The sequence below is a fragment of the Kribbella sp. NPDC058245 genome (assembly GCF_042882005.1).
GTDB lineage: Bacteria > Actinomycetota > Actinomycetes > Propionibacteriales > Kribbellaceae > Kribbella.
This window is the reverse complement of sequence record NZ_JBHVWY010000010.1, coordinates 113,862-137,542: the sequence shown is the minus strand read 5'-3', so window position 1 is coordinate 137,542 and position 23,681 is coordinate 113,862. Positions and strand designations below refer to the sequence as shown.

Here is a 23,681-nt window from a genome sequence, read left to right as displayed (position 1 = left end):
TGGTCAGTCCTCCTTCTTTGCAGCTTCCTGCTCAGCGGCGCGCTTGCGGCGCTTGCCTTCATGCATGGCGACGACGCGGGCGATCGGGATCGCGCGGCCTTCCTCCAGTACGTCCTCGGGTAGGGACTGCGGTGCAGGGAGTTGGCTGGCCCATCGATCGGCTCCGGCCAGCTGGTCGACCGCGGTCTTGACGGTGAAGTCGCGGGGCGTCACCCGGTCGAGGTCGTCCCAGCCGACCAGGAACGACACCGTCGTACCGGGTCTGATCCGCGGGCTGTAGGCAGCGACCACGGTCGCGCCGCCGGCCCGCGTCGAGTCCACGAACACCTTCCCGTGCCGGTCCTCTTTGATGTATGCGGTCGTCGCGACCTCGGGGTCGATCCGCTCAGCCCGCGCGGCGATCGCTCGAGTCGCCGCGGCCGCGTCCTCGATCGACACCGAGTCGTCGATCGGGACGATCACGTGCACACCCTTAGCCCCGCTTGTCTTCACCGCGCCGGTCAACCCGGCATCGGCCAGCGCCTGCCGCACCAGAAAGGCCGCCTGCACCGCCTTGGCGAACGTGTCGTCGCCCTCCGGCGGATCCAGGTCCAGCACAAGGTGCGTGACGTGGTCGGGGCGGTCGATGCGCATCAGGGTCGGGTGGTACTCGACCGCTCGCTGGTTGGCGAACCACAGGAGTGTGCGGCGGTCGTCGCACAACGCGTACGAAACCTCGCGCTTCGAAGCCTCCGCCCACACCGTGGTCGTCTTCACCCACTCCGGCGTGTACTTGGGCACGTTCTTCTGCATGAAGGCCGGCTGCCCCGGCCGAATCCGCATCACCGACAGCGGCCGCTCCCGCAACTCGGGCAGCATCCACTCCCGCACCGCGTCCAGGTAGTCGACCAGATCCCGCTTGGTCGCCTCCGCGCCATCGAACAACGGCTGATCCAGATTGGTCAGCGGTACTCCGTCACGCGTCTCGTCCGGCTTGCTCGCCATCCCCCGACCTTACGCGGCCCGAGGTGTATCGACTGGCCGGACCTGCGCCACTCACCAAGTCTGTCGCAGCGGGCCTGCGGACTCCCTGCTGAGCGTGGGGTCGGGTGCCGGGGATGGGTTGATGAGTGGGGGCGGTCCGCAGATCAGAGCAATCGCAGCAAAGCGTCGAGAACTAGTTGGTCCTCTTCTGGTTCCAGGGTTTGGGGGTTGAGGGCGATCTCGTCGTCGCGGAGGCGGAAGGTGCCGACGGCGATCCGCGGGTCGCCGTCCCACAACGCGTCGATCACTCGCTGGCGATCGGCCAGCCGGATCACGCAGCGGCCGTGGGGTTGGCCGGCCTCGCTCGGGTAACCCCGGTACGCCGTGATGCCGGGCACGCCCCGGAGCCCGTTGAGCCAGAGGTCCACCGACCGTTCGTAGCCGGCGATGACCGCGTCCTCATCTTGCTCCAGTGTCCATTCAACGGCGGCCAGGAGGCCGGCGAGTTCTTCCTTGCCCACCTTCATCCCGCGACCGATCTCCTGGTACGGCGATGCATGCTGTCGGCAACGATCTACCAACCACCGTTTCCCCAGGACCAGGCCGGTCGTCTGCGGGCCGCGCAGTCCCTTTCCACCACTCACGATCACCGCATCAGCACCGACCTCGGTGGTGAAGTGCCACAGCGAGGCGACCGGCGGAATCTGCGCGGCCGCGTCCACGATCACCGGCACACCGGCCGCCCGCCCGATCCGCACTACGTCCTCGATCGGGGGCGCACCGGCCGCGTAGTGCGCACCCGCGAACCACAGCACACACGCAGGACGCCGTACCAGCGCGGAGCCGGGCCCTCCCACGGGCCGACCCGCCAAGGCGGCCTCCAACTGCTCCGCGTCCGGGCCAACCTCGATCACGCGTGCACCGGTGAGGCGGGCCGAGTAGTCGTAGCCGTTGCGTTGGGAGGCGAACATGACCACCTCGGCGTCGACCGGGAACGCCTGCGCAGGCTCACCGATGCAGGACGCGACGACGAGAGTGATCGCAGCGGCAGCACCCGCCGTCACGCAAGCGGCTTCGTTGCGGGTCAACTCGGCCAGGCGGTTGCCGACCTGCTCGTAGAGCTCGGGCAAGTCGACGAAGTGCGCCGCCGCCTCGACCATCGCCTGTACGACGGGCGGCGGCATGACCGAACCGCCGAGCACCGTGACCGTGGCGTTCGCGTTGATGACCGGACGGATCTTCATCGGATGAACTTCGACATCGCTGGTACGCCCGACAACCCCGCGAGCCACGCGTCGTAGAAGTCGGCGTCGGTCCCGTCGAGATGCGTCACCGCATACGGCTCACCGAACGGGAGCGCATCGACCAGCGGCGCATACCAGTCCGCATCCTCGACCGCCACCAACGTCCGCGCAGTCACCGAGGGCGCGTGCAGGATCGGGTCGAAGTAGGACAGCGTCCGCCCCACGACCTCAGCCGACGACCCCGCCCGCAGGTGATCGTTCAGTTCCTCCAGCGGATAGCGGCTGGAAGCCCGCCGGGTCTCCATCGCCCGATACAGAACCATGTCTGAGACCCGTACCGCGCTGATCGCCGGTCGCCGCGCCGCGGTCAGGATCGCTAGCTCGTTCCCGACCACCGCGACCCGGGCCGGATCGACCTCGGACAAGCCGAGCAGGAACTCGGCCGCCCGCAGGCAGTCCGCCGCGATCCCCCGGTAGATGTACGTCGCCGGATCATCGATCCCCAACGTCAACAGCCCGGGATACGCCGCTTGGAAGAACTCGTCGGCCAACCGCTGACCACGGTGCATCAGCGTCAGTACGACGTACCGGCTGCGGTCGTTGGGATGCGCCATGTTGTTGACACTCCCGTACCGCGGTACCTGCAGCAGGGCCGGGAACGGCCCCTCCCCCACCGGGATGCTCAGCGAACCGAACACGCGGTAAGGCCCGACGCTGGTCAACCGCACCGCGTACGTCGTCGCCTCGTCATTGGTCCGCTGCGGAACCAGGTCGAGTACCGGCCGAGCCGGGATCGCGGCCAGCTCGTCGTCGACGGCTTTCCAATAGGAGGAGAAGTCCATTCAGATCACCGGCTTCAAGTGGTCGGCCAAGAAGTTCTCCACAACCCGCATCACCCCAGGTAGTCCCGCGTGATGCGCGCAGTTCGGATACGTGTGCAGCGTCTTCTCACAGCTCAGCACGCGATGCAGCGCAAACCCGGTCTCCGGCGGACAGACGTCGTCCTCCAGTCCGAGGTAGATCATCGTGGGCGCCTGCACAGCTGGGGCGAAGTTCAGCCCGTCGTAGTAGGCGACCGTTTCCCGCACGCGATTCACATCCTTGGGATGCATCCGCAGGTACTCGTTGATCTCCTCATACGGATACGAATGCGTCAGCGTCGGCGCCGTCATGATCCCGCACAGGTACGGCGCTCCACACGCGACCGCCTTGATCACGTCGGGCCGCAGTGCCGCCGTACTGATTCCGAGCCCGCCGCCCTGGCTCGACCCCGCCAGCCCGATCCGTTCGCCGTCGACCTCAGCCCGGCCGAGCAGGACGTCAACCGCGCGGACGACGTCCAGATAGAAGCCGCGATACCCATACGTGTTGTGATCCACGATGTTGTTCGTCAGCAGCCCTGGGTATCCCGGGTTGAAGACCGCGTTCGACCGCAGCTTCCCGCGCGGCGCGACCGCGAGCGCGGCGTACCCGAGCTCGGCCCATTCCTTCGGGATCGTCGGCTCGGAGATATACCCGGGGATGGTGATCAGTCCCGGGTACGGGGCCGCGCCAGCCCGCGGGACGGCGTACCAGCCGCTGACCCGCAGCCCGCCGAAGCTCACATAGGAAACGTCGTACACGACCACACGCTCGGTGGACAGCGTCGGCATCTCGACGAGCACCGGATCCAGCGGGTACGACGCGCACTCGGCCAGCCCGGCCGCCCAGAACTCGTCGAAGTCGGCCGGCCGTTCGACCGGGACGAGTGTGTTCTCCAGGTCTCTCAAGATGCAGCCTCCTGTCTCGGTGCCTGCAGGGCGGATCCGTCCGAGGATGTGAACAGGTGCAGACGCTGTGGATTGAATCCCACGTAGACCGGCGCGTCATGGCCGAGCCGGAACGGGGTAGGAACGCGCGCCTTCAGCAACTCGCCCTCGATCCGCACCGTGACCAGTACGTCGGGACCGAGCGGCTCGGACACGAACACCCGGCCCTGGCGGTACCCGGCGACCGGAGTCGGCGACAACGACACATCCTCGGGACGGATCCCGAGTACGACGGCGGGGTCAGCCGGCTGATCGCCGTACAGAGTGATCTCTTGTGTCAGCGCCTCGCTGCGGAACATCCGGACCCCGTCGACATCGGCCAGTGAGCCGCTGATGAAGTTCATCGGCGGTGAGCCCATGAACGACGCGACGAACCGGTTGGCCGGCCGCTCGTAGATCTCCTCCGGTGTCGCGCACTGCTGGATGATGCCGTCGCGCATCACCGCGATCCGGTCCGACATCGTCATCGCCTCGACCTGGTCGTGCGTCACGTAGATGAACGTCCGCGCCACATCCACATGCAGCCGCTTGATCTCTGCACGCATCAGCACCCGCAGTTGCGCGTCCAGGTTGGAAAGCGGTTCATCCAGTAGATAGGCGCCAGCATCGCGAACGATCGCCCGACCGAGCGCGACCCGCTGCCGCTGCCCGCCGGACAGCTCACGCGGCTTGCGTTCCAGCAGGTCCTCGATGTCGAGAGTGCGCGCGGCCTGCAGGACCTGCTCGTCGATCCTTGCCTTGGGCACCCGCATCATCTTCAGCGCGAACCCGATGTTCTGCCGGACCGTCTTGTGTGGATAGAGCGCGTAGCTCTGGAACACCATCGCGACGTCCCGCTTGTTCGCCGGCAGCCAGCTGACCGGTTTCCCATCGAAGAACACGTTCCCACTCGTGGCACGCTCCAGCCCGCAGATCATCCGCAGGGTGGTGGACTTCCCACAGCCGGACGGACCGACGAGCGTCAGGAACTCCTGGTCCTCGATGGTCAGGTTCAGATCGTCGACGACCAGCTTGCTGCCGAACGACTTGGTGATGCCTTCGAGTCGTACCTCTGCCATCGTCTCAGCCCTTCACAGATCCGGCGGCCATCCCCTGAACCAGCTTGCGCTGGAAGAGCAGGGCCAGTACGAGTGGTGGGACGACCGCCAGCACACCGGCTGCGGCCATCACCGTGAACTGGGTGTTGAAGTCGGTGGCGAAGTTCGCCGCCACCACCGGGATCGTCTTCGCGGCCTTGGTACTGGTCAGGAACAGCGCGAACATGAACTCGTTCCACGCCGTCATGAACGCGAACACCGCCGCCGCCACCAGCCCCGGCGCCGCGACCGGCAGGAACACCGACCACATCGTCCGGAACCAGCCACACCGATCGACCCGGGCCGCTTCCTCCAGCTCCCGCGGTACCGACCGGAAGAAGTCCTTCAGGATCCAGATCGTGATCGGCAACGCGAACGTCGTGTACGACAGGATCAGCGCCAGATACGTGTCCAGCAGCCCGAACTGCCGCATCAGCAGATAGAACGGGATGATGATCGCGATGCCGGGCACCATCCGCGTCAGCAGATACAGCACCAGCAACACCTGACTGCCCTTGAACTTCAGCCGGCTGAACGAGTACGCCGCAAACGTCGCCAGCACCAGGTTCAGTACGGCGGTCGCCGACGCCACGATCAGGCTGTTCCGCAACGAGTACGGCGTCTCCGACACCGCGCGCCCACCCACCAACTGCTGCGCGGCATCCGGATTCACGAACCCCAGATAGTTCTCCAGCGTCGGATGCACCGGCACCCAATGCGGCGGTACGGCGATCGCGTCGGCCTCGTGCATGAAGCTCATCGCCACGATCCAGTAGAACGGCAGCACCAGATACAACCCGAACGCGATCGCCAGTACATACAGAGCGATCTTCTTCCACGGAATGCGATACCTCAGCGGAACTTGAACGACGGTACTCATACTTCGAAGTTCCCCTTCCGGTAGAGCAGTCCGATATAGCCGACCGAGATGATCAGGGTGATACCGGTGATGACCCAGGCGTAGGCGCTGCCGAGGCCGAAGTCGGTGAAGGTCAAGACGGTCTGGACGTCGAGGAGCGCGATCGTGGTGGTCGCGTCGCCCGGGCCGCCGCCGGTGAGGACGTAAATCGTGTCGAAGGCGCGAAAGGCGTTCATGGTCTCGAGGATCAACACGATGAGGAGCGGGTGCAGGAGCCACGGAACGGTGACCTGGGTGAACCTTCGGAAGGCGCCGGCGCGGTCGACGGTGGCAGCGTCGTACAGCTCCGAAGGGATCGTGGACAGGCCGGCGAGCAGGATGATCACTGAGAAGGGCAGGGTGTTCCAGACCTGCGCGAGGGCGGTGAAGAGGAAGGCACCGGTGCCGGAGGTGAGCCAGGCCTGATAGCTGTCGATCAGGCCTAGTTGCATCATGAGGCCGTTGAGGGCGCCGGTCTTGGCATCGAAGATCGTTCGCCACATCAGGCCGTTCACGACGCCGGGCATTGCCCAGGGCAACAAGGCGAGGCTGAGCAGCAGGCCACGACCGCGGAACCGTTCGTTCAGGACCAGGGCCAGGATGAGCGCCAGGATGACGGTCAGGCCGAGGACGACCAGCACGAACAACGCGGACACCTTCAGCGCCGACAGGAAGGCGTCGTCGCTGAACAGCGCCTTGTAGTTGTCCAGGCCGATGAACCGTTTCGCCCGCGGGCGTTTGAGGTTGTTACGCTGCAGGCTGACGTAGAACGAGTAGCCGATCGGGTACGCGACCAGCAGGGCGATCACCGTGATGGCCGGGGCGTTCAGTGCCCAGGCCTTCCCGGTGTCGCCGAGCGGCCGTCGTTCGGTCAGGACACTCACGTCAGGAGTACTTCTTCTTGAGGGTCTCGGCGCTCTGCGCCAGGGTCGCCACCGCGGCAGCGGGCTGAACCTGGTTGCTCAGCACGCCCTGAACCACCTTGTGCATCTCGGTCTCGAACTCGGTGTACCAGGCAACGCCGAGAACGTTGCGCGGCCGGGCGATCTCGGCCAGGTGGGCGTAGATCGCCGGATCGGCGAACTTCTTCAAGGAGGCGTTGACTTCCGCATCCTTGGCCATGTCCTTGTAGGCGAACCCCAGTCCACGTTCCTGGAACCAGAACTTGGCCGTGTTCGGCTGCTTGTTCGCGTCCAGCCCGCCGAGGTAGGTGAGCAGTTTGAACGCGTCGTCCTTGACCTCGGTGTCCTTGGCCAGTCCGTACATCCGGGTGTTGCTGATGGTCCCGTGCACCTTGCCGTCCAGGCTCGGCACCAGCGCCATCTTCATCTTGCCGGCCGCCTTGGACTTCGAGGCGTCGTTGTAGTCGCGCAGCGCGTAGCGCGCACCGATCGTGAACGCGTACCGGTTCGCCTTCATCGCGTTGTCGACCGGCACCGGCAGCAACTGCAGCGACGCCGGGTCGAGCACCTTCGACTTGTTCGCCGCGTTCTGCAGCCAGGTCAGGACGTCCTTGGTCACCGCGTCGGTGGTGTTCATGATGGGCGCCTGCTGGTCGTCGAACAGGTTGCCGCCGCTGGCGAAGACCAGCCCCCACACCCAAGCCCACCAGGTGTCGGACAGCTGAGCCGGCAACCCGATCGGGTGCTCCAGCAGACCCTGGCTCTTGATCTTGGCCGCCTGCGCCTCGAGCTCCTCCAGGCTGGCCGGCGGCTTGCTGAAGCCGGCCTTGGAGAGGATCTCCGCGTTGTAGATCAGGCAGTTCGAGTCGGTGTAGTACGGCAGGCCGTAGCGCTTGCCCTGGTACGTCATCGCCTCCGCATTGCCGGGGAAGATCGAGGCGTACACCTCGTCGACACCGGGCAGCCCGTCGATCGGTTGCAGATACTCGCCTTCGACCCAAGCGGCGAGCGAGTCGTCATAGACGTAAAGGGCGTCCGGCCCACCGCCACCGGTGAACTCGGCAACGACCTTCTGCACGTACTGCGCGCTGGTGATCGGCGTGTAGTTCACCTTGATGTTGCTGGCCTGGGTGAAGCGGTCGAGGTTCTGCTGGACCAGAGTCGCCTCGTAGTCCCAGCCCTCGAACTTCACACTGCCGTTTCCGGCTGCAGGCTTGTCGCTCGAACAGGCGGCGAGCAGGCCGGGCGTGGCGGTTGCGGTCAGGCCGAGGCCCGCAAGCTTCAGGACCTGGCGGCGATTGAACTCCATGATGTGGTTCCCTTCGCTAATGCGTGGGCGATGCGAAGCCGATAAAGACGTGTGGGACGTCCTTTGGGGTGGTGCTGCGCGGTTCCTTCGTCGCTGACCAGGCCGCCGGCGTCGAGGGTGCGGATCAGCCGGCGTCCGGACTGGTCCGTGATACCGAGCCGGTCGGCGAGCTCTCCAGGCGAGATCGCGCGGCCTTCCAGCTCGTGGTCGAGTGCCGCCAGCCGCGACACGGTGGCCGCGCTGAGACCGACGGTCTTCGCGAGCTGTTCGACGTGTTCGCCGTGCTCGCGGTAGGAGAAGCTGAGCGCCTCGCGGTCAGTGGTCGTCAGCGGACCCATCGGCCCGATGATCACCCCGCTGTCCTCGATCAGGTAGGCGCACGGCTCGTTCTCCTGCTCCGCCCGGGCCGCGGCCTGCTCGGCGAGCAGCACGCAGTTGCGCGCGGAGACGCCGACCCCGAATCCGGCCGACACCTGCGCACCAAGCGCCGTACCGGCTTCGGCTAGAGCCGGTACGGCGACCCAGTTGCGGGTCACGCGTTCGAACAGGGCTTTGTGGGCGAAGACGACGACGCCACGGCGACCACGGTCCTCGATCCAGGCCCCGGCGAACTCGGGGGTGTTCAGCAACAGGTTCATCAGGCCGACCCGGGCGCGCTCCTCGTCGGCCGCCTGCGAGATCAGGAAGACCCCGGCCGCGAACCGCTGTGCACTCGCCCGGTCCGACTCGATCCGCAGCGCGAGCTCATGCAGCTCGGTACGGATCGTGGTCGGTACCGGCATTCCGCTCATGATCCCGATCGGGTCGCCGGCCAACTGCTCCCGTACGGCGGCGCGCACGCTGATCACGTAGCCGCGATCGCCGAACCGGTGGAACGCCGTCCGGTGGAAGTCGAGGATCTGCTCGACCGATTGCGTCGGCGAATACGGCAGGGAGGCGATCTCGTTCTGATCGAGCTCGAGCGCGCTCGCCACCGCCTCGACCGCCTCGGCCGGGAAGGTGTCGATGCTGACCGGCGTCCGGCCCCAACCTTGCTGCTGCGCCCGGTAGAGCGCGAGCGTCAGGTCAAGCGCCGACGGCCGGATCACGCCGACCGGCAGCCCGGGCGGAAGCAGCTCCCGGCTGGCCGTATACGGCACCGGACCGGCCAGAAACCCGTCGAGCCGCGTCGTGCTCAGGAACTCCGCGACCTTCTCGCGGACGTTCTCCTCGTGGTCGTAGCTGACCCATTCCAGGTCGACGCCGCGCAACGTGCTGGCCGCCTCGCGGAACAGCACCCCGTGCGTCGCGTGGGTCACAACCCCGATCACGATGGCCACAGAACTCCCTTGGACGAAGCAGGTGCGACAGCGTCATTTCCGAACCATGTTCGGAAGTCACTCGTAAATCCGATGCCGCCTAAGCTCCCTTGGTTTCGGGGTCCGGGTCAAGGGATCGCCGGAATGAAATTTCCCGGAAACACTCCTTGACACCGGTCTAGGCCGACCGCTTCAGTGCTCGGGTGGAGTACGTCGAGCAGCTGCCGGTGCCCGGCCTGGCAGGTGTGGTTCGGACGGTCTGGATCCAACGCACCGGCGCGATCGAACACGTCCATCGCCACCTCCCCACGGGCGGTGTGGAGATCCACTTCCCGCTCGGCGGACGCCCGCAATTGCTCGGCCCGTTGACCGGTCCGGCGATCGAAGTGATCCCGGCGCACACCACGCTCGTCGGGGTGCGGTTCCATCCCGGTACGGCGCCACCGCTGCCCGCCGTACTGGATGAACTGATCGACCAGCACCTGAGCCTCAACGACCTCTGGGGACACACGGCCGATCGCCTCGTCGAGGCCATGGCCGAAGCAACGACTCCGGAACGTGCATTGCTTTATCTGCAAGCACATCTGCTGTCCGAGTTCCGGCGTACCGTCCAGGTGGATGAACTTGTTCAGGAGGCTGTACTGGGTTTGATGCCTTGGCAGCTGACATCGATTGACAAGCTGGCCACCCATCTGTCGCTTTCCGCGAGTCAGCTCCGTCGACGGTGCTTGCAGGCGGTTGGGACGACGCCGAAGGTGCTGCAGCGGACGCTGCGGTTCCAGGGGTTTCTGGCGTTGGCGCAGGCTGGGCAGACGCCGTCCGGTCGCCGAGGACTTGACGGTACGGCGGGGCTCGCGATCGATGCCGGGTATGCCGATCAGGCCCACCTCAGCCGCGAGTGCCACCGGCTGACCGGGCTCACACCGTCGCAGCTGCTCGGCGGCGATCTCGATCGGTGCGGGTGCGGCCACGACCACTCGGCGTCGTACACGCCGTTCCTCGCCCGACGCATGCACGTTTTGTTCAAGACCTAGCCGGTACGGCGCTCGTAGCCTCGAGCCCATGGAACTCCTGCACTGTCGTTCGGTCGCGGACGTGGTTGCCGCGGTCAAGAGCGGCCGGCGACTCGTACCGCGAGGCGGTGGGCACTGTTTCGTGGACCGGACGTCCGCCGCGGATGTGGTGCTGGATCTGAGCGGGCTTCACACGATTGCGGTCGCTCACGACGGAGTCGCGACGATCGGTGCCGGTGCCTTGCTGGGACAGGTCTATGGCGAACTGCACAACGTCGGGCGGGCATTGCCGGCCGGGTGTGGGCCGACGGTCGGGATCGCGGGGCTGACGTTGGGTGGTGGGATCGGGCTGGTCGGGCGCAAGTACGGGCTGACGTGCGATCGACTGGTCGGCGCGCAGGTCGTGCTCGCCGACGGCAGTGTGGTCGAGTGCGATGCTGACCGTGAACCGGACCTGTTCTGGGCGCTGCGTGGTGCGGGTGGTGGGCAGTTCGGGGTGGTGACGGAGTTCCGGTTCAAGACCATTGCGGAGCCGATGATGACGCGCATCGCGGCTGACTGGGCAGCGCCGAATCCGATGGAGATCGCCCAGGCGTGGCAGGTCTGGGCACCGGACGCGCCCGACGACCTCACGCTGAATCTCACCGTCGACGGAGCGCAAGCCGTTCTGATCGGCGCAAGCCTTCTCCCACTCGAACCGACCCGCGCTCTGCTGGCCGAATTCACATCCCTGGCCGGTACGGCGGTTCCGTTCGTGCTGCACGCGGATGTGCCGCTGTCCGAGGTGAAGGCGAGCTTCGCCGACGCGACGCCGTCCGAGACCGCGGAGATGCATTCGGAGTTCTTCGACCAGCCGCTCACCGGCGAGCTTGCCGGCCGGATGGCGTTCACCGCGATGGGCGGCGCCTACAACCGAGTCGCCACGGATGCGACGGCATTCGCCCATCGGAACGAACGGTTCCTGCTGGAGTCGCCTGCCGCCTATGCAAACGGTTCCGGCCATGTGTATCCGAATTTCCCCGATCTGACGTTGGCCGACGGGCCGACGGCGTACCACGGTGTGAATCTCGCCCGGCTGCGCGCGGTCAAGCAGGTCTATGACCCGGATCGATTCTTCGATTTTCCCCAGGCAGTGTGAGAGGACGTTTCATGAGCAAGGTCATCGTTGCGCTTGCCGTGTCGGTGGACGGCTACATCAGTGGCCGGACACCGGACGGCGCGGACGAGTTCGGGCGTGGTCTCGGCGACGCCGGAATGTTGTTCGACTGGTACTTCAACGGCGATACCCCCAGCCAGGTGTTCGGCGACGGGTTCAAGCTGAGTGCGCCGAGTGCTCGCATCTTCGACGAACTGGCCGGGCGAGACGGCGCGGTCATCTGCGGGCATACGACGTACACGCACTCCAGCGACTTCGGTGGTGGGAGCCCGCATCCGTCTGCACCGCTGGTAGTGCTGAGTCACGAACCTCTTGAGGTCGGACCGACGCAGACCCTCGCCTCGAGCATCGAGGAGGCGGTCGAGATCGCGCGGAAGCTTGCCGACGGCAAGGATATCGGGATCATGGGCGGCGGCACCGTGACGTCCGCGCTCGCGGCCGGACTCGTCGACGAGCTCGTGCTGCACCAGGTGCCGATTCTGCTCGGCGGCGGTCGCCGGTTCTTCCAGGAGCTCCCCGAACACATCGCGCTGCGGCTGATCGACGCCGTACCGGCTCCGGGCGTGACGCATCTGCACTACGAGGTGATCCGATGATCCTCGTCACCGGTGGACTGGGCATGATCGGCGCCGCGACCGCCCGCGCTCTCGTCGATCTCGGGCACGAAGTGGTCGTCACCTCACACCGTCGCAGCGAAGCCCCGTCGTTCCTGGCCGGCCGGGTCACGGTCGAGTCCCTGGACGTCACCGACCGGGACGCATTCCTTGCCCTGGGCAAACAGCATCACATCACCGAAATCGTTCACCTGGCCGGAAGCATTCCAGGCGATGACCCGGTTGCGTTCTTCCGCAACGATCTCGCCGGCCTGCTGAATGCCCTGGATGCGGCGCGCGCCTGGGGAGTGCGCCGGTTCGCGGTTGCGAGCAGCCTCGGGAACTACATCGGCCGGCCCGAAATCCCTTGGCACGAAGAGCTCGCCATTCCCGACGCGGACCTGCCGCTGGCGATCATCGCCCTCAAGAAGGCCGTCGAACCGATCACCACCCAGAGCCTGCAGGGCACCGGGATCGACCCCGTCCTGCTCCGGATCGGCAGCATCTGGGGACCTCTGATGGATCCGGAGTCGCCGATCATCACCATCGCGCCGTACGTCAGTGCGATCCTGCGCGGCGAGACACCCGAGGCCCGGTACGCCGATGATGGCGGCGACTTCTGTTACGCCGCCGACGCGGGTCGCGCGATCGCGCTCCTGACCACCGCCGAGACCCTGCACCACCGCATCTACAACGTCTCCAGCGGCAGCCGATCCACCAACCGCCAGGTCGCCGAAGCCCTGCAGGCCATCACCCCCGCCCTCCACCTCGACCTCATCCCCGGCCGCCAGTCCGGCCCCGGTGAAGACCCCTACCTGGACATCTCCCGCCTCACCGCCGAAACCGGTTTCACCCCCGAGTACGACGTGCCCGCCGCAGTCGCCGACTACGTCACCTGGCGCACCACCAACCCCCGCTAACCGCGGTCGCGGGGTGAACGGACGAACGGGTAGTGGTGGTGCTTAGCAGGAGTTTGGGACGCTGCGCAGGCTCAGCGGATCGTCGATCGGTCTACCACTACCCGTTGGTTGGTACGGCGGTTGGGGATTTAACGGGTCGCTCGGCTGGTGGAGGGGCGGATACGGTCGGGCGGTGGATGTCGAACCGGCGGTAGCTGCGGCCAAGGCGATCTTGTCGGCGGATGAGGCGATCGTGCTCAACGCATCGAACAAGGTGGTTCTGCGATTGCTGCCCCAGGACGTCGTCGCGCGGGTCGCGTTGGCGGATGAGCATGGGTTCGAGCGGGAACTGGAGCTTGGCCGGCGGCTCGCGGATGCTGGGTATCCGGCGGTCGCGCCGGCTGATCCGAAGGTCTACGAGCAGGACGGTATTTCGGTCTGCTTCTGGCGGTACTACGCACCGCAGGCGCCGATCCCGCCGGACGAGTTCGCCGTCGCGTTGTACCGACTCCACGAGGGGCTGCGCGAGGTCGACGTACCGGTGCCGCATTTCATGGATCGGGTGGTGGAAGCGACGTATGTGCTGGCGAATCCGGCGCTCTCGCCGGACGCGTCTGAGGCCGATCGTGAGTTTCTGGTCACGACGCTGACCAAAGCCAGCCGGGCAGTCCTGGCGGCGGGTGCCCCGGAGCAACTGCTGCACGGCGAACCGCATCCGGGGAACCTGCTCAGTACGACGGACGGCCCGCTGTTCATCGACTGGGAGACAATGTGCCGTGGGCCGGTCGAGTTCGATGTCACACATGCGCCGGAAGAGCTCGCCGACCACTACCCCGGAATCGATCGGGAACTGGTGCGGCAGTGCCGACTGCTGATGCTCGCAATCGTCATCGCCTGGCGGTGGGAGCTAGGCGACCAACTCCCCAACGGCGACGCCCAGCGTGCGGAGTTCACAGCGCGGCTGCACGCCGAACTCAGCGGGATTTAGCCGCCGGATACGCCGATCTCGGCGTCGGCCAGGTCGTCGGTGAGGCCGTCGGTGTTGTCCAGCCAGCCGTGCGGGAGGATGACGCGCTCGCGCGGGCTGCCCTGGCGGCCACGCGGAGCACCCAGCTCCGCGGTCGGAAACGGGACGGTCGGATCGAGCTGACCGAGCAGCTCGTCCAGGCGGGCGAGCGTGTCGACCATGCCGAGGGCTGCGCGCAGCTCGCCACCGGCCGGGAAACCCTTGAGGTACCAGGGCACGTGCTTGCGGAAGTCGCGCAGACCGCGCTGCTCCCCCATCAGGCCGGCGAGCAGCTCGCCATGCCGGCGCATGACGGTCGCGACCTCACCGAGGTTCGGCAGGTTGAGCGTCTCGCCACCGGCGAACGCCACTGCGAGATCGCGGAACAACCACGGCCGTCCGAGGCAACCGCGGCCGACGATCACGCCCGCGCAGCCGGTCTCGGCGACCATCCGGAGCGCGTCACCGGCCTCCCAGATGTCGCCGTTGCCGAGGACCGGAATGTTCACGTGCTCGACCAGCTCGGCGATCTTCGTCCAGTCCGCCTGACCCGAGTACGCCTGTGCCACCGTCCGCCCGTGCAGCCCGATGGCCGCCGCACCCGACTCCTCGGCGATCCGGCCGGCGTCGAGATAGGTCTGGTGGTCGCTGTCGATCCCGATCCGGGTCTTCATCGTCACCGGGATCCCGTACGGCGTCGCCGCCTGGACCGCCGATTTCAGGATCGCGCCGAGCAGATTGCGCTTCCACGGCAGCGCCCCGCCCCCACCCTTGCGAGTGACCTTCGGGACCGGGCAGCCGAAATTCAGGTCGATGTGGGCGACGCCGTACTGGTCGCAGAGCAGTTGGACGGCCTTGCCGATGTAGACCGGATCGACGCCGTACAGCTGCACCGACCGAACCGTCTCGCGCTCGTCGAACGTGAGCATGTCCAGCGACTTCGGGTCGCCCTCGACGATTCCGCGCGACGTGATCATCTCGCAGACGTACAGCCCGGCACCCTGCTCAGCGCACAACCGCCGGTACGCCGCGTTGGTGATCCCGGCCATAGGCGCGAGCACCACGGGCGTATCGATGGTCAGATTGCCAAGCTTGAGCATCAGTTAGGCCTTTGCGACGAGGATCTTGCCGTCGCCGGAGATTCGGGCGTTGTGGGGTACGACCGCGTTGGCCGTCGTGGTGACATCGCAGCGGATGCCGTCACCACTCGATGGTACGACGGCGACCGGATTCATCGTGCAGGTGATCTTCGAGGCGTCCGGCACCGCGCGCAGGACAGCGTCGACGACCTTTTCCTTGACCACGGCAACTTGTTCGGAGGTGAACTTGTACGACGCGTTGTACGGCTCGGCGTCGACGGTCAACGTGCCGGTGAACGACTGACCGGCGTACGTGACGGTGCACTTCAGCGTGTGCTTCCCGGGCTTGTCCGCGTCGTCGAGGCCCGGGCAGTTGACGGTGGTCTTCGCCGCCTTGCCCGCGGTGACCTGGGTCTGCTTGGCGATCGCGAAGCGGATCCGGTTGGCCAGCGGGGCGTCGTCGGCCGGCGCACCCGTGACAACCGGGGCCGGGTACGGCTTGGAGGGCGTCGGCAGCGGCTTCAGGGTCGGCGTCGACGCGGTCGGGATCGGCGCCGACGACGGCGCCGAAGGACCGGAGCTGTTCGGCGTTGACGGGTTCGAGCCCGCCTTGGGATCGGTGTCGGAGCAGGCGGCCAGCAGGAAGACGGCCAGCGCCGACACTCCGAAAACGGCCAGCCCGAACCGCAGGCGCTCGCCCATTACCTTCATGTCAGCAACCCACCAGCGCCTGGGCCAGGTACCCGGTGACCTCGCTCAGGGCGACCCGCTCCTGCTTCATCGAGTCGCGCTCGCGGATCGTGACCGCGTGATCCTCGAGCGTGTCGAAGTCGACGGTGATGCAGTACGGCGTACCGATCTCGTCCTGGCGGCGGTACCGGCGACCGATCGCACCGGCGTCGTCGAAATCGACGTTCCAGTTCTTCCGCAGTTCGGTGGCCAGATCGCGAGCCTTCGGCGACAGATCGGTGTTACGCGACAGCGGCAGCACAGCGGCCTTGACCGGTGCGATCCGCGGGTCGAAGCGCAGGACCGTCCGCTTGTCGACGCCGCCCTTCGCGTTCGGCGCCTCGTCCTCGGTGTAGGCGTCGAGCAGGAACGCGAGCACGTTGCGGGTCAGGCCGGCCGCCGGCTCGATCACGTACGGCGTCCAGCGCTCGCCCTTCTCCTGGTCGAAGTACGACAGGTCGGCGCCGGAGTGCTTCGAGTGCGTGGACAGGTCGAAGTCGGTGCGGTTCGCGATGCCCTCGAGCTCGTCGAACTCCTTGCCGCCGAAGTTGAACCGGTACTCGATGTCGACGGTGCGCTTCGAGTAGTGGCTCAGCTTCTCCTTCGGGTGCTCGTAGAACCGCATGTTGTCCGGGTTCAGCCCGAGGCCGGTGTACCAGTCCCAGCGCGCCTTCAGCCAGTACTCGTGCCACTCCTCGTCGGCGCCCGGGGCGACGAAGAACTCCATCTCCATCTGCTCGAACTCGCGGGTCCGGAAGATGAAGTTGCCCGGCGTGATCTCGTTGCGGAAGCTCTTGCCGATCTGGGCGATCCCGAACGGCGGCTTCTTCCGCGCGGTGCCCATCACGTTGGCGAAGTTCACGAAGATGCCCTGGGCGGTCTCCGGGCGCAGGTAGTGCAGGCCCTCCTCGGACTCGACCGGGCCGAGGTAGGTCTTCAGCAGTCCGTTGAACATCCGCGGCGCGGTGAAGGTGCCCTTGTTCCCGCAGTTCGGGCAGGCGATCTCGGCCAGCTCGACGGTCTCGGGGTCCTTGTTCTTGCGCCGGGCGTAGTCCTCGCGCAGGTGGTCGTCACGGAACCGCTTGTGGCACGACTGGCACTCGGTCAGCGGGTCGACGAACTCCTGCAGGTGACCCGACGCCTCCCAGACCTTGGTCGGCAGGATCACCGAGGAGTCCAGCCCGACGATGTCGTCGCGGCTCGTCACCATCGACCGCCACCACTGGGTCCGGACGTTGTTCTTCAGCTCGACGCCGAGCGGACCGTAGTCCCAGGCCGACTTGGTTCCACCGTAGATCTCGCCGCAGGGGTACACGAAGCCTCTGCGCTTGCTGAGGCTGACGACGGCATCGACGGTTTCCACGGGCACTTTTGAACTCCAGAAACGGGCACAGGTCGGGTACGGAAAGGACCAGGCTATCGGTCCTGGGTGGCCAAAGTCGCATTCAGCGCATGCTGACTGCTACGGCAGCAATCCGGTCCGGTCCACGGCCAGGTCCTCGTAGGCGGTGGGCTCGTCGATTGCCTGCGACAGCAGCGGTACGGCGGTCAGCTTCACCTCGTACGGCGAGAGCGCGCGCCGGTAACTCCCGACGTTCACGAACTCCAGGTTCAGCGCGAGCAGCTCCGGGTCGTCGACGTTCCGCCCGGTCCGGGCCGCCACGAACCCCTTCTGCCGGCTCAGCACCTCAACGGCCGCGTCCAGCCGGACTGCGAACTCCACCTGCTCGGTCTCCGGAACCCGGAACCTGATCACGACGAACACCCGCGTCACCCTACGTGCACGCGCCCGCCCAGCCAGATCCCACCCACTCGGAACCGCAACAGGATCTCCGAAGGACTCCCCATCGCCTGCCCCTGCTTGACCCGGATCGGCCCGTCGCCCACCCAGCCGTTCTCCCGCAGCCCGAAACACAACGCTGCCGCCGCGATCCCGGTGGCCGCATCTTCGGGGTAGCCCGACGACCGCGGGAACTGCCGCGCCCGGAACACCTGTCCGGCGGCGGACTCAACGGCGTACGGGTAGAGCCCGGTCGACCCGATCCGTTCACAAACCTCCTCGACCCGGCTGAAGTCCGGCCGCAGCCCGTCGAGGATCTCCATGCTTCTGAGCGGTACCAGCGTCTTCACCCGACTCGTGCGCGCATTCCGCACCGGAGCAGCCGCCAATTGCTCTGCGGACAGGCCTAAGACGTCCAGTACGGCGGCCACTCCGTCGTCCGAGACTGGCTCGACCACGCCTTCGTCCTGCGTGACCTCGACCAGGCGGCTCTCGGTGGGGCCGCTCACTCTGGCGGTGACCGGGCCGCTGCGGGTCCACACCTTCACCTCGTCGCGCGGCAACCGGCCCAGGCGGTCGAGCAGCCAGACGGCACCGACTGTGGCGTGACCACACATCTCCATCTCGTGGTTCGGCACCCAGAACCGCAGTCCGAGGTCGAAGCCTTCCGGCGTACCGATGACGAAGCCGCTCTCATGGCCGTATGCCCGCGCGACGGCTTGCATCTCGGCATCGGACATCCCGTCGGCATCGGCGACGATCGGCGCCGGGTTTCCACCGCCCGGCCGCTCCGGAAACACTCGCAGCAACCGCACTTCACCACGTGTCATGTCCTCATCAAACCTGTCCGCCCGACCGCAGTACTCCGGTGACCTGGAACAATGGGTCTATGAGTTCCCCCAGCAGTCAGCCGGTGAGCCCGCTCCGGCAGCGGATCACCAAGATCAGTTACCCGTACGTCGCGCGGCTGCACGGGATGCCGAAGCTGACCCTGCCGATCATCACCGGTGTCCTGGCGCTGGTCGGAGTCTTCGCTCCGGTCCCGGTCGCCGTACCGGCCCTGATCCTGCTGGCCATGGTGCTCGGCTGGCTGGCGTTCCTGTCCTGGCCGGCCGTCACGACCGGCCCGAAGTTCCTGCGGATCTTCTCGATCCTGGTGATCCTGCTGTTCGCCGTCTCCCGGATCGCGGGAGCCTAAGCGCTCACCAGTCGTGGACGGTGCCGTCCGCGAGCCGGTTGACCGGTAGGTAGGCCGGTGCGTAGGGGTGGGCGGCGGCCAGTTCGTCGTCCAGTTCCACGCCGATGCCCGGCGCGTCTCCGGGGTGCAGGTGCCCGTCCACGAATGTGAACGCGTGCCGGAACACGTCCTCGGTCGCGGATGTGTATCCGGCGTACTCCTGGATACCGAAGTTATGAATCGCCAGGTCGAGGTGGATCGCGGCCGCCATGCCAACCGGCGAAATGTCTTCCGGTCCGTGAATCGCGCTCTTGATCTGTTGCTGCGCCGCGAAGTCGAACAGCTTCTTCAGGGGTGAAACGCCACCGAAGTGTGTAACCGCGGCACGGACGTAGTCGATCAACTGCTCGTTGACGAGCGTGCGGAAATCGAACACGGTGTTGAAGACCTCGCCGATCGCGAGCGGGGTCGTGGTGTGACTGCGGACCAGCCGCAGGCCCTCCTGGTTCTCGGCCGGCGTGCAGTCCTCCAGCCAGAACAGGTCGTACGGCTCGAGATCCTTACCCAGCCGGGCCGCCTGCTGCGGTGTCAGCCGGTGGTGCGAGTCGTGCAGCAGCGGCAGGTCGGGACCGAACTCGTTCCGCACGGCCTCGAACACAGACGGCATGTGTCGCAGGTATGCGCCCGTGTCCCAGTCCTCGACGAGCGGCCGCGGGTGCCCGTCCGGACTCACCTCGGGTTCGCCATGAACGCCGTACACGCGTTTCAACCCCGGTACGCCGGTCTGGATCCGGATCGACTGGTATCCCTGCGCCATCCGCTCCCGCACCGAGTCGAACAGCTCGGGCAGATCACGACCGTTCGCGTGACCATACGTGCGGACGCGATCACGGCTCGCGCCACCGAGCAACTGGTAGAGCGGCAGGTTCGCCACCTTGGCCTTGATGTCCCACAACGCCACGTCCACGGCAGCGATCGCCGCCATCGTGATCGGGCCGCGCCGCCAGTACGCCCCGCGGTAGAGCGACTGCCAGGTGTCCTCGATCTTGTGCGGATCGAGGCCGATCAGCAGCGGTGCAACGTGATCGCGCAGGTAGCTGACCACGGCGAGCTCGCGACCGTTGAGCGTCGCGTCGCCCAGCCCGGTCACGCCGTCGTCGGTGGTGATCCGCAACGTGACGAAGTTGCGGCCCGGACTGGTGACGACGACGGACGCGTCGACGATCTTCATCTGGTTAGCCTTTCGTGGCGCCGGCGGTGAGGCCGGCAACGAGATGTTTCTGCGCCAGTACGGCGACCACGACGACCGGAACGGTCATCACGGTCGAGGCCGCCATCAGGCCACCCCAGTCCGTTCCGGCGTACGAAATGAACGAGAACAACGCGACCGGCACGGTCATCGTGTGCTCATCGCGAGCATGAAGTTGTTCCGGCTCGCGACGAACGCCAGTACGGCGGCAGTCGCCGTACCGGGTGCCGCGAGCGGCGGCAGTCGCCGTAGCGGGTGCCGCGAGCGGCGGCAGTCGCCGTACCGGGTGCCGCGAGCGGCAACGCGACCCGCCCGCAACCCCCGCCCCTAGCCGCCCGACCGCCCGCCGACTGATCACCCGATCCACGCCCAACCACCTCCCGGTCCAACTGGTACTACCAGCCGGACCGTAACAGCACCTCCCACCCCGGGCTGCAGCCATCTCGTCAACCTCACCGCCGCCTCGCCGTACCGGCCCTCACCACCCCAGGGCAATTTGACCGGATCTCCCCTGAACTTGCCCCTTCTCCCCTCAAAATCTGAGGGGAGAACCAGCAACTTCAGTGGATACCCTCTGAAATGCGCGGGGGCTGGTGGGACCGCGGAGAACCGGGGGCCGGAGACAGCTTGTGGGGGCCGGATACCTCTGGCCACAGGTCTCGGGCCACCACTTCTTGTCTCCTGCCACTAGTGGTGGCCGGGGCGGGAGGGGGTTAGGGGGTGGAGCGGCGGTGGAGGAGGGTTTCTATGTGGTTGGCGGCCATGACGTCGAGGCTCAGGTCTAGGTCGGGGCCGTAGGTGCGGAGGGCCAGCGACAGGTGTTCGCGCATGTGGTGGCGGGCGCGGTCGGTGTCGCGGGCGGTGATGGCTTCGAGGATCTCGGGGTGGTGCGGGACGCCGGGTTCGGCGATGGAGGGGTCCGAATTGGAGCGGAGCATCATCTCGAACATCATGCCGCCGATGGACGAGAGCATGATGCGGAGGACCGGGTTGCCGGCGGCGGCCGCGATCGTGTCGTGGAACTCGAGGTCGGCGCGGGCCTTCACGACTGGGTCGGTGGCGGCGATCATCGCGGCGTTGGCGGTTCGCATCGCTTCGATCTGTACGTCGGTGGCGCGTGAGGTGGCGAGGCCGACGATCTCGACCTCGATCGGGATGCGGGCCTCGATCAGTTGGCGGACGGTGGGGCGGCCGGCGCGGTAGAGGGCGTCGTAGCTGCGCGCGTCGGCGGTCGACTGGTCGATGACGAAGGAGCCTCGGCCGGGCGCGACCTCGATCAGGTGCTGGGCTTCGAGGCGGCGGAGTACCTCGCGCAGGACATTGCGACTCGCGCCGAACTGTACGGCGAGCTCGCGCTCCGACGGCAACTTCGCGCCGACCGGGATCGCGCCGGAGCGGATCTCGTTCTGCAGCCGCCGGGCGATGCTCTCGGTGAGCAGACCCCGGTGGGCAGGCGGTTCGAAGGTGGCAGCTGGCACAGCACGAAGCTACCTCACCTGCGCTCCCAAGCTGCTGCGCGCGATCACCCCAAACCCGCCAAACAACACCCTCGATATTCGCCCCCCTCCGCCGCACCCAACAACCGCTCAAACCAACCGCCACGCCGGACCACCCCGAGCACGCCAACCAACCGCCACGCCGGACCGCCCCAAGCTCGTTCAATCAAGTGCGGCGCCGGACCGCCCCAAGCTCGTTCAATCGAGTGCGGCGGTCAGCTACCCCAGGCCGGCGGCCTGCGCCGCGCGGGTTTTCTCGATGGTGGTTGCGAGCTGCTTCACCCCAGCTTCCTGGCCGGCGGCTTTTACGCTGCGGGTGACGAGGGCGGACTGGTCGAGGTGGTCTTTGACCTCGCGGCGGAGGACCTTGTCGAAGGCGGGGCCGCGCAGCTTCTGCAGCGCGGCCACCTCGTCCTCGGTCATCATCCCGGGCATGTCATGGCCGAAGTGGGCGTTTTCGGTGGGTAGGTGGGCGCGGTCGCGTAAGGCGATCAGTTGCTTGAGCTCCGCCTGGTGGCTGACGGTCAGGTTCGCGGCCAATCGCCGTACGGCGGGGTCTGCGGAGTTCGCTGGCGCGAAGGCGAGGATCTTGAGGAACTGTTCGTCCATCGGGATCATCAGTCCGAGCCAGGCGGCGTCCGTGGGGTTGAACGCCGGGTCGACGGAGGCGACAGGGGCGACGGAGGCCGCCGGAGCTGGGGGTTGTGGCTGGGGCTGAGCACCACACCCTCCGAGTACTCCGGCGACCAACGCCAGTAGAAGGAACTGCCTCACGGGTGACCGTCCGCCCCGCACTTGATGATCGGGCGGATGCAGTCGTTGACGCGGCGAGCCATCTCGTCCACCGGCCAGGCGTTGAAGAAGTCGCCGTGCATGGTGAACCCACCACCACTCGCCAACCGGAAGCCCGCGGTCGGGCCGTTCACCGGGTAGCGCAGTACCTGCCGCAGTTTCGGTACCGGGATCGGATGCGTCGCCGGGCAGTCGCCGTTCACCGGATAAGCCATGTGGCTCTTGTGATCCGGTGAGTCGAGGTCGCGGCCGTTCCAGCATTGCGGGAAGTCGAGGTACGACTCCAGCATCGACCCGGCCGGACAGTTGATGAAGTCATGACCGGCGCCCGCGTCGCCGGCGTGCAGACATGACCACCGCGAGATGGTGTTGTCGTTCGGCCCGGTGGCTTTCGCGTTGCCGGCCACGATCCGCAGCCCGTAAGGCAACGGCTGGGTGCGCGCGATGACATCATCGCGAACGCCTTCACCCAGGTAGTAGAACGTCGTACCCGTGGGCTCGACCGGCTGGTTGTTCGAGTAGAACGTCGGCACCCAGTACGACGACCTGTCGACCGACGGGTTGCAACTGGTTGGTGAAGTGGCGAGGTCGTCCACGGTTGTGTTCGCGTTCGTCACCGTGGCACCGAAGAAGCTGTGCATGTGCGATGCACCCGGCATGTTCGGGAACACGATCGGGTCGTCCGGCAGCCGGTGCGTATACGCGCAGTCCGCGAGGAACTCCGCGACCCGGACGATCGGCCCACCAGCGGTTCCGCCGTACACCTGGAACTCCCAGAGCGACGCTCCCCACTGGGTTGCGCGCTCGGTGACCAGGACTCGGACATAGCGGCCGGAGCCGGTCACTGCGAGGCTCTGCTCACCACCGGTGCCGTTGGTGGTCGTCTGGACGGTGGTCCATTCGTTGCCGGTGTCGGACGTCTGGATCTGGAAGCCGCGGGCGTACGCCGCCTCCCAGCGCAGCAGCACGCGGCTGAACGACTGGGTGGACCCGAGGTCGACCCGCAGCCACTGGTTGTCGGCGAAGGTGCTCGCCCAGCGGGTTCCGTTGTCACCGTCGACGGCCGCGGCAGCCGGCGTACCGGCGTTTTCGACCGACGAGGCGAGGGCTGGACGCCCTTGGGACAAAAGGGTTTCAGCGGCTTGTGCGTTGCCCGACGTCACCAGGAAGGCGCCGAGTACGGCGAGCACAGTCAGTAGAGCTCTTCTCATCAG

26 protein-coding genes are annotated in these 23,681 nt (G+C 66.8%); 6 read left to right on the top strand and 20 right to left on the bottom strand.

The features are described 5' to 3' along the window. Positions 1 to 3: 3 nt before the first annotated feature. The 9 genes from ligD to ACFVWG_RS23585 form a co-directional block, all read right to left on the bottom strand. Positions 4 to 984, bottom strand: coding sequence for a non-homologous end-joining DNA ligase (ligD, locus tag ACFVWG_RS23625; RefSeq protein ID WP_391545540.1), 981 nt, complete (start codon positions 982 to 984; stop codon positions 4 to 6). 143 nt (positions 985 to 1,127) lie between these two features. After that, the gene (locus tag ACFVWG_RS23620; protein WP_391545539.1) at positions 1,128 to 2,207 is read right to left on the bottom strand and encodes a hypothetical protein; all 1,080 of its coding nucleotides are present in this window, start codon (positions 2,205 to 2,207) and stop codon (positions 1,128 to 1,130) included. Beyond that, positions 2,204 to 3,049 (bottom strand): acetylxylan esterase, encoded by an 846-nt coding sequence (locus tag ACFVWG_RS23615; RefSeq protein ID WP_391545538.1) that lies wholly within the window; start codon positions 3,047 to 3,049, stop codon positions 2,204 to 2,206. The genes ACFVWG_RS23620 and ACFVWG_RS23615 overlap by 4 nt, the downstream gene beginning before the upstream one ends. Next, positions 3,050 to 3,976, bottom strand: coding sequence for an acetylxylan esterase (locus tag ACFVWG_RS23610; protein WP_391545537.1), 927 nt, complete (start codon positions 3,974 to 3,976; stop codon positions 3,050 to 3,052). It abuts the gene before it with no gap. After that, positions 3,973 to 5,073 (bottom strand): ABC transporter ATP-binding protein, encoded by a 1,101-nt coding sequence (locus ACFVWG_RS23605; protein ID WP_391545536.1) that lies wholly within the window; start codon positions 5,071 to 5,073, stop codon positions 3,973 to 3,975. Before ACFVWG_RS23605 ends, ACFVWG_RS23610 begins: the two co-directional genes overlap by 4 nt. Before the next feature lie 4 nt (positions 5,074 to 5,077). Further along, on the bottom strand, positions 5,078 to 5,971 hold the full coding sequence (locus tag ACFVWG_RS23600; RefSeq protein ID WP_391545535.1) for a carbohydrate ABC transporter permease: 894 nt from the start codon (positions 5,969 to 5,971) through the stop codon (positions 5,078 to 5,080). Then, positions 5,968 to 6,873, bottom strand: a complete 906-nt coding sequence (locus ACFVWG_RS23595) for a carbohydrate ABC transporter permease (RefSeq protein ID WP_391545534.1) — start codon at positions 6,871 to 6,873, stop codon at positions 5,968 to 5,970. Before ACFVWG_RS23595 ends, ACFVWG_RS23600 begins: the two co-directional genes overlap by 4 nt. Before the next feature lies 1 nt (position 6,874). Further along, on the bottom strand, positions 6,875 to 8,200 hold the full coding sequence (locus tag ACFVWG_RS23590) for an extracellular solute-binding protein (RefSeq protein WP_391545533.1): 1,326 nt from the start codon (positions 8,198 to 8,200) through the stop codon (positions 6,875 to 6,877). Then, a complete protein-coding gene (locus tag ACFVWG_RS23585; RefSeq protein WP_391545532.1) occupies positions 8,173 to 9,519 on the bottom strand; it encodes a hypothetical protein in 1,347 nt (448 codons plus the stop codon). Before ACFVWG_RS23585 ends, ACFVWG_RS23590 begins: the two co-directional genes overlap by 28 nt. A 182-nt stretch (positions 9,520 to 9,701) precedes the next feature. Here ACFVWG_RS23585 and ACFVWG_RS23580 point away from each other — a divergent pair, with 182 nt between their 5' ends. The 5 genes from ACFVWG_RS23580 (at position 9,702) to ACFVWG_RS23560 (ending at position 14,147) form a co-directional block, all read left to right on the top strand. Further along, on the top strand, positions 9,702 to 10,532 hold the full coding sequence (locus ACFVWG_RS23580) for a helix-turn-helix domain-containing protein (protein WP_391545531.1): 831 nt from the start codon (positions 9,702 to 9,704) through the stop codon (positions 10,530 to 10,532). A 28-nt stretch (positions 10,533 to 10,560) separates the two neighbouring features. Next, positions 10,561 to 11,649, top strand: a complete 1,089-nt coding sequence (locus ACFVWG_RS23575) for an FAD-binding oxidoreductase (protein ID WP_391545530.1) — start codon at positions 10,561 to 10,563, stop codon at positions 11,647 to 11,649. 11 nt (positions 11,650 to 11,660) lie between these two features. Continuing rightward, entirely contained in the window at positions 11,661 to 12,263 is a 603-nt protein-coding gene (locus ACFVWG_RS23570) for a dihydrofolate reductase family protein (RefSeq protein ID WP_391545529.1), read from the top strand. Then, positions 12,260 to 13,180: an NAD-dependent epimerase/dehydratase family protein gene (locus ACFVWG_RS23565; protein WP_391545528.1), complete on the top strand. Its 921-nt coding sequence runs from the start codon at positions 12,260 to 12,262 to the stop codon at positions 13,178 to 13,180. The genes ACFVWG_RS23570 and ACFVWG_RS23565 overlap by 4 nt, the downstream gene beginning before the upstream one ends. Positions 13,181 to 13,352: 172 nt before the next feature. After that, positions 13,353 to 14,147, top strand: coding sequence for a phosphotransferase family protein (locus ACFVWG_RS23560; protein ID WP_391545527.1), 795 nt, complete (start codon positions 13,353 to 13,355; stop codon positions 14,145 to 14,147). Here the strand turns inward: ACFVWG_RS23560 and dusB are convergent. The 5 genes from dusB to ACFVWG_RS23535 all read right to left on the bottom strand — a co-directional run bounded on the left by dusB (position 14,144) and on the right by ACFVWG_RS23535 (position 18,583). Then, on the bottom strand, positions 14,144 to 15,265 hold the full coding sequence (gene dusB / locus ACFVWG_RS23555) for a tRNA dihydrouridine synthase DusB (RefSeq protein ID WP_391545526.1): 1,122 nt from the start codon (positions 15,263 to 15,265) through the stop codon (positions 14,144 to 14,146). The two genes, ACFVWG_RS23560 and dusB, sit on opposite strands and share 4 nt — an antisense overlap. A 3-nt stretch (positions 15,266 to 15,268) precedes the next feature. Continuing rightward, positions 15,269 to 15,955, bottom strand: a complete 687-nt coding sequence (locus tag ACFVWG_RS23550; protein WP_391545525.1) for a hypothetical protein — start codon at positions 15,953 to 15,955, stop codon at positions 15,269 to 15,271. Position 15,956: 1 nt separating this feature from the next. Beyond that, a complete protein-coding gene (locus tag ACFVWG_RS23545) occupies positions 15,957 to 17,342 on the bottom strand; it encodes a glycine--tRNA ligase (RefSeq protein WP_391545524.1) in 1,386 nt (461 codons plus the stop codon). Positions 17,343 to 17,435: 93 nt separating this feature from the next. Continuing rightward, positions 17,436 to 17,738, bottom strand: a complete 303-nt coding sequence (locus tag ACFVWG_RS23540) for an antibiotic biosynthesis monooxygenase family protein (protein WP_391545523.1) — start codon at positions 17,736 to 17,738, stop codon at positions 17,436 to 17,438. 5 nt (positions 17,739 to 17,743) lie between these two features. Further along, positions 17,744 to 18,583 (bottom strand): PhzF family phenazine biosynthesis protein, encoded by an 840-nt coding sequence (locus ACFVWG_RS23535; protein ID WP_391545522.1) that lies wholly within the window; start codon positions 18,581 to 18,583, stop codon positions 17,744 to 17,746. 59 nt (positions 18,584 to 18,642) lie between these two features. Here ACFVWG_RS23535 and ACFVWG_RS23530 point away from each other — a divergent pair, with 59 nt between their 5' ends. After that, positions 18,643 to 18,951 carry a DUF6703 family protein gene (locus ACFVWG_RS23530; RefSeq protein WP_391545521.1) on the top strand — a complete coding sequence of 103 codons (309 nt, stop codon included), beginning with the start codon at positions 18,643 to 18,645 and terminating at the stop codon, positions 18,949 to 18,951. A 4-nt stretch (positions 18,952 to 18,955) separates the two neighbouring features. Here ACFVWG_RS23530 and manD read toward each other — a convergent pair whose 3' ends face one another. The 6 genes from manD to ACFVWG_RS23500 all read right to left on the bottom strand — a co-directional run bounded on the left by manD (position 18,956) and on the right by ACFVWG_RS23500 (position 23,678). Continuing rightward, entirely contained in the window at positions 18,956 to 20,161 is a 1,206-nt protein-coding gene (gene manD / locus ACFVWG_RS23525; protein WP_391545520.1) for a D-mannonate dehydratase ManD, read from the bottom strand. A 4-nt stretch (positions 20,162 to 20,165) separates the two neighbouring features. Then, positions 20,166 to 20,330, bottom strand: coding sequence for a hypothetical protein (locus ACFVWG_RS23520; RefSeq protein WP_391545519.1), 165 nt, complete (start codon positions 20,328 to 20,330; stop codon positions 20,166 to 20,168). After that, on the bottom strand, positions 20,327 to 20,497 hold the full coding sequence (locus ACFVWG_RS23515; protein WP_391545518.1) for a hypothetical protein: 171 nt from the start codon (positions 20,495 to 20,497) through the stop codon (positions 20,327 to 20,329). Before ACFVWG_RS23515 ends, ACFVWG_RS23520 begins: the two co-directional genes overlap by 4 nt. A gap of 395 nt (positions 20,498 to 20,892) precedes the next feature. Beyond that, positions 20,893 to 21,657 carry a FadR/GntR family transcriptional regulator gene (locus ACFVWG_RS23510; protein ID WP_391545517.1) on the bottom strand — a complete coding sequence of 255 codons (765 nt, stop codon included), beginning with the start codon at positions 21,655 to 21,657 and terminating at the stop codon, positions 20,893 to 20,895. 237 nt (positions 21,658 to 21,894) lie between these two features. Beyond that, positions 21,895 to 22,449: a DUF305 domain-containing protein gene (locus ACFVWG_RS23505; RefSeq protein WP_391545516.1), complete on the bottom strand. Its 555-nt coding sequence runs from the start codon at positions 22,447 to 22,449 to the stop codon at positions 21,895 to 21,897. After that, on the bottom strand, positions 22,446 to 23,678 hold the full coding sequence (locus ACFVWG_RS23500) for a DUF1996 domain-containing protein (protein WP_391545515.1): 1,233 nt from the start codon (positions 23,676 to 23,678) through the stop codon (positions 22,446 to 22,448). The genes ACFVWG_RS23505 and ACFVWG_RS23500 overlap by 4 nt, the downstream gene beginning before the upstream one ends. Between the last annotated feature and the right edge of the window lie 3 nt (positions 23,679 to 23,681).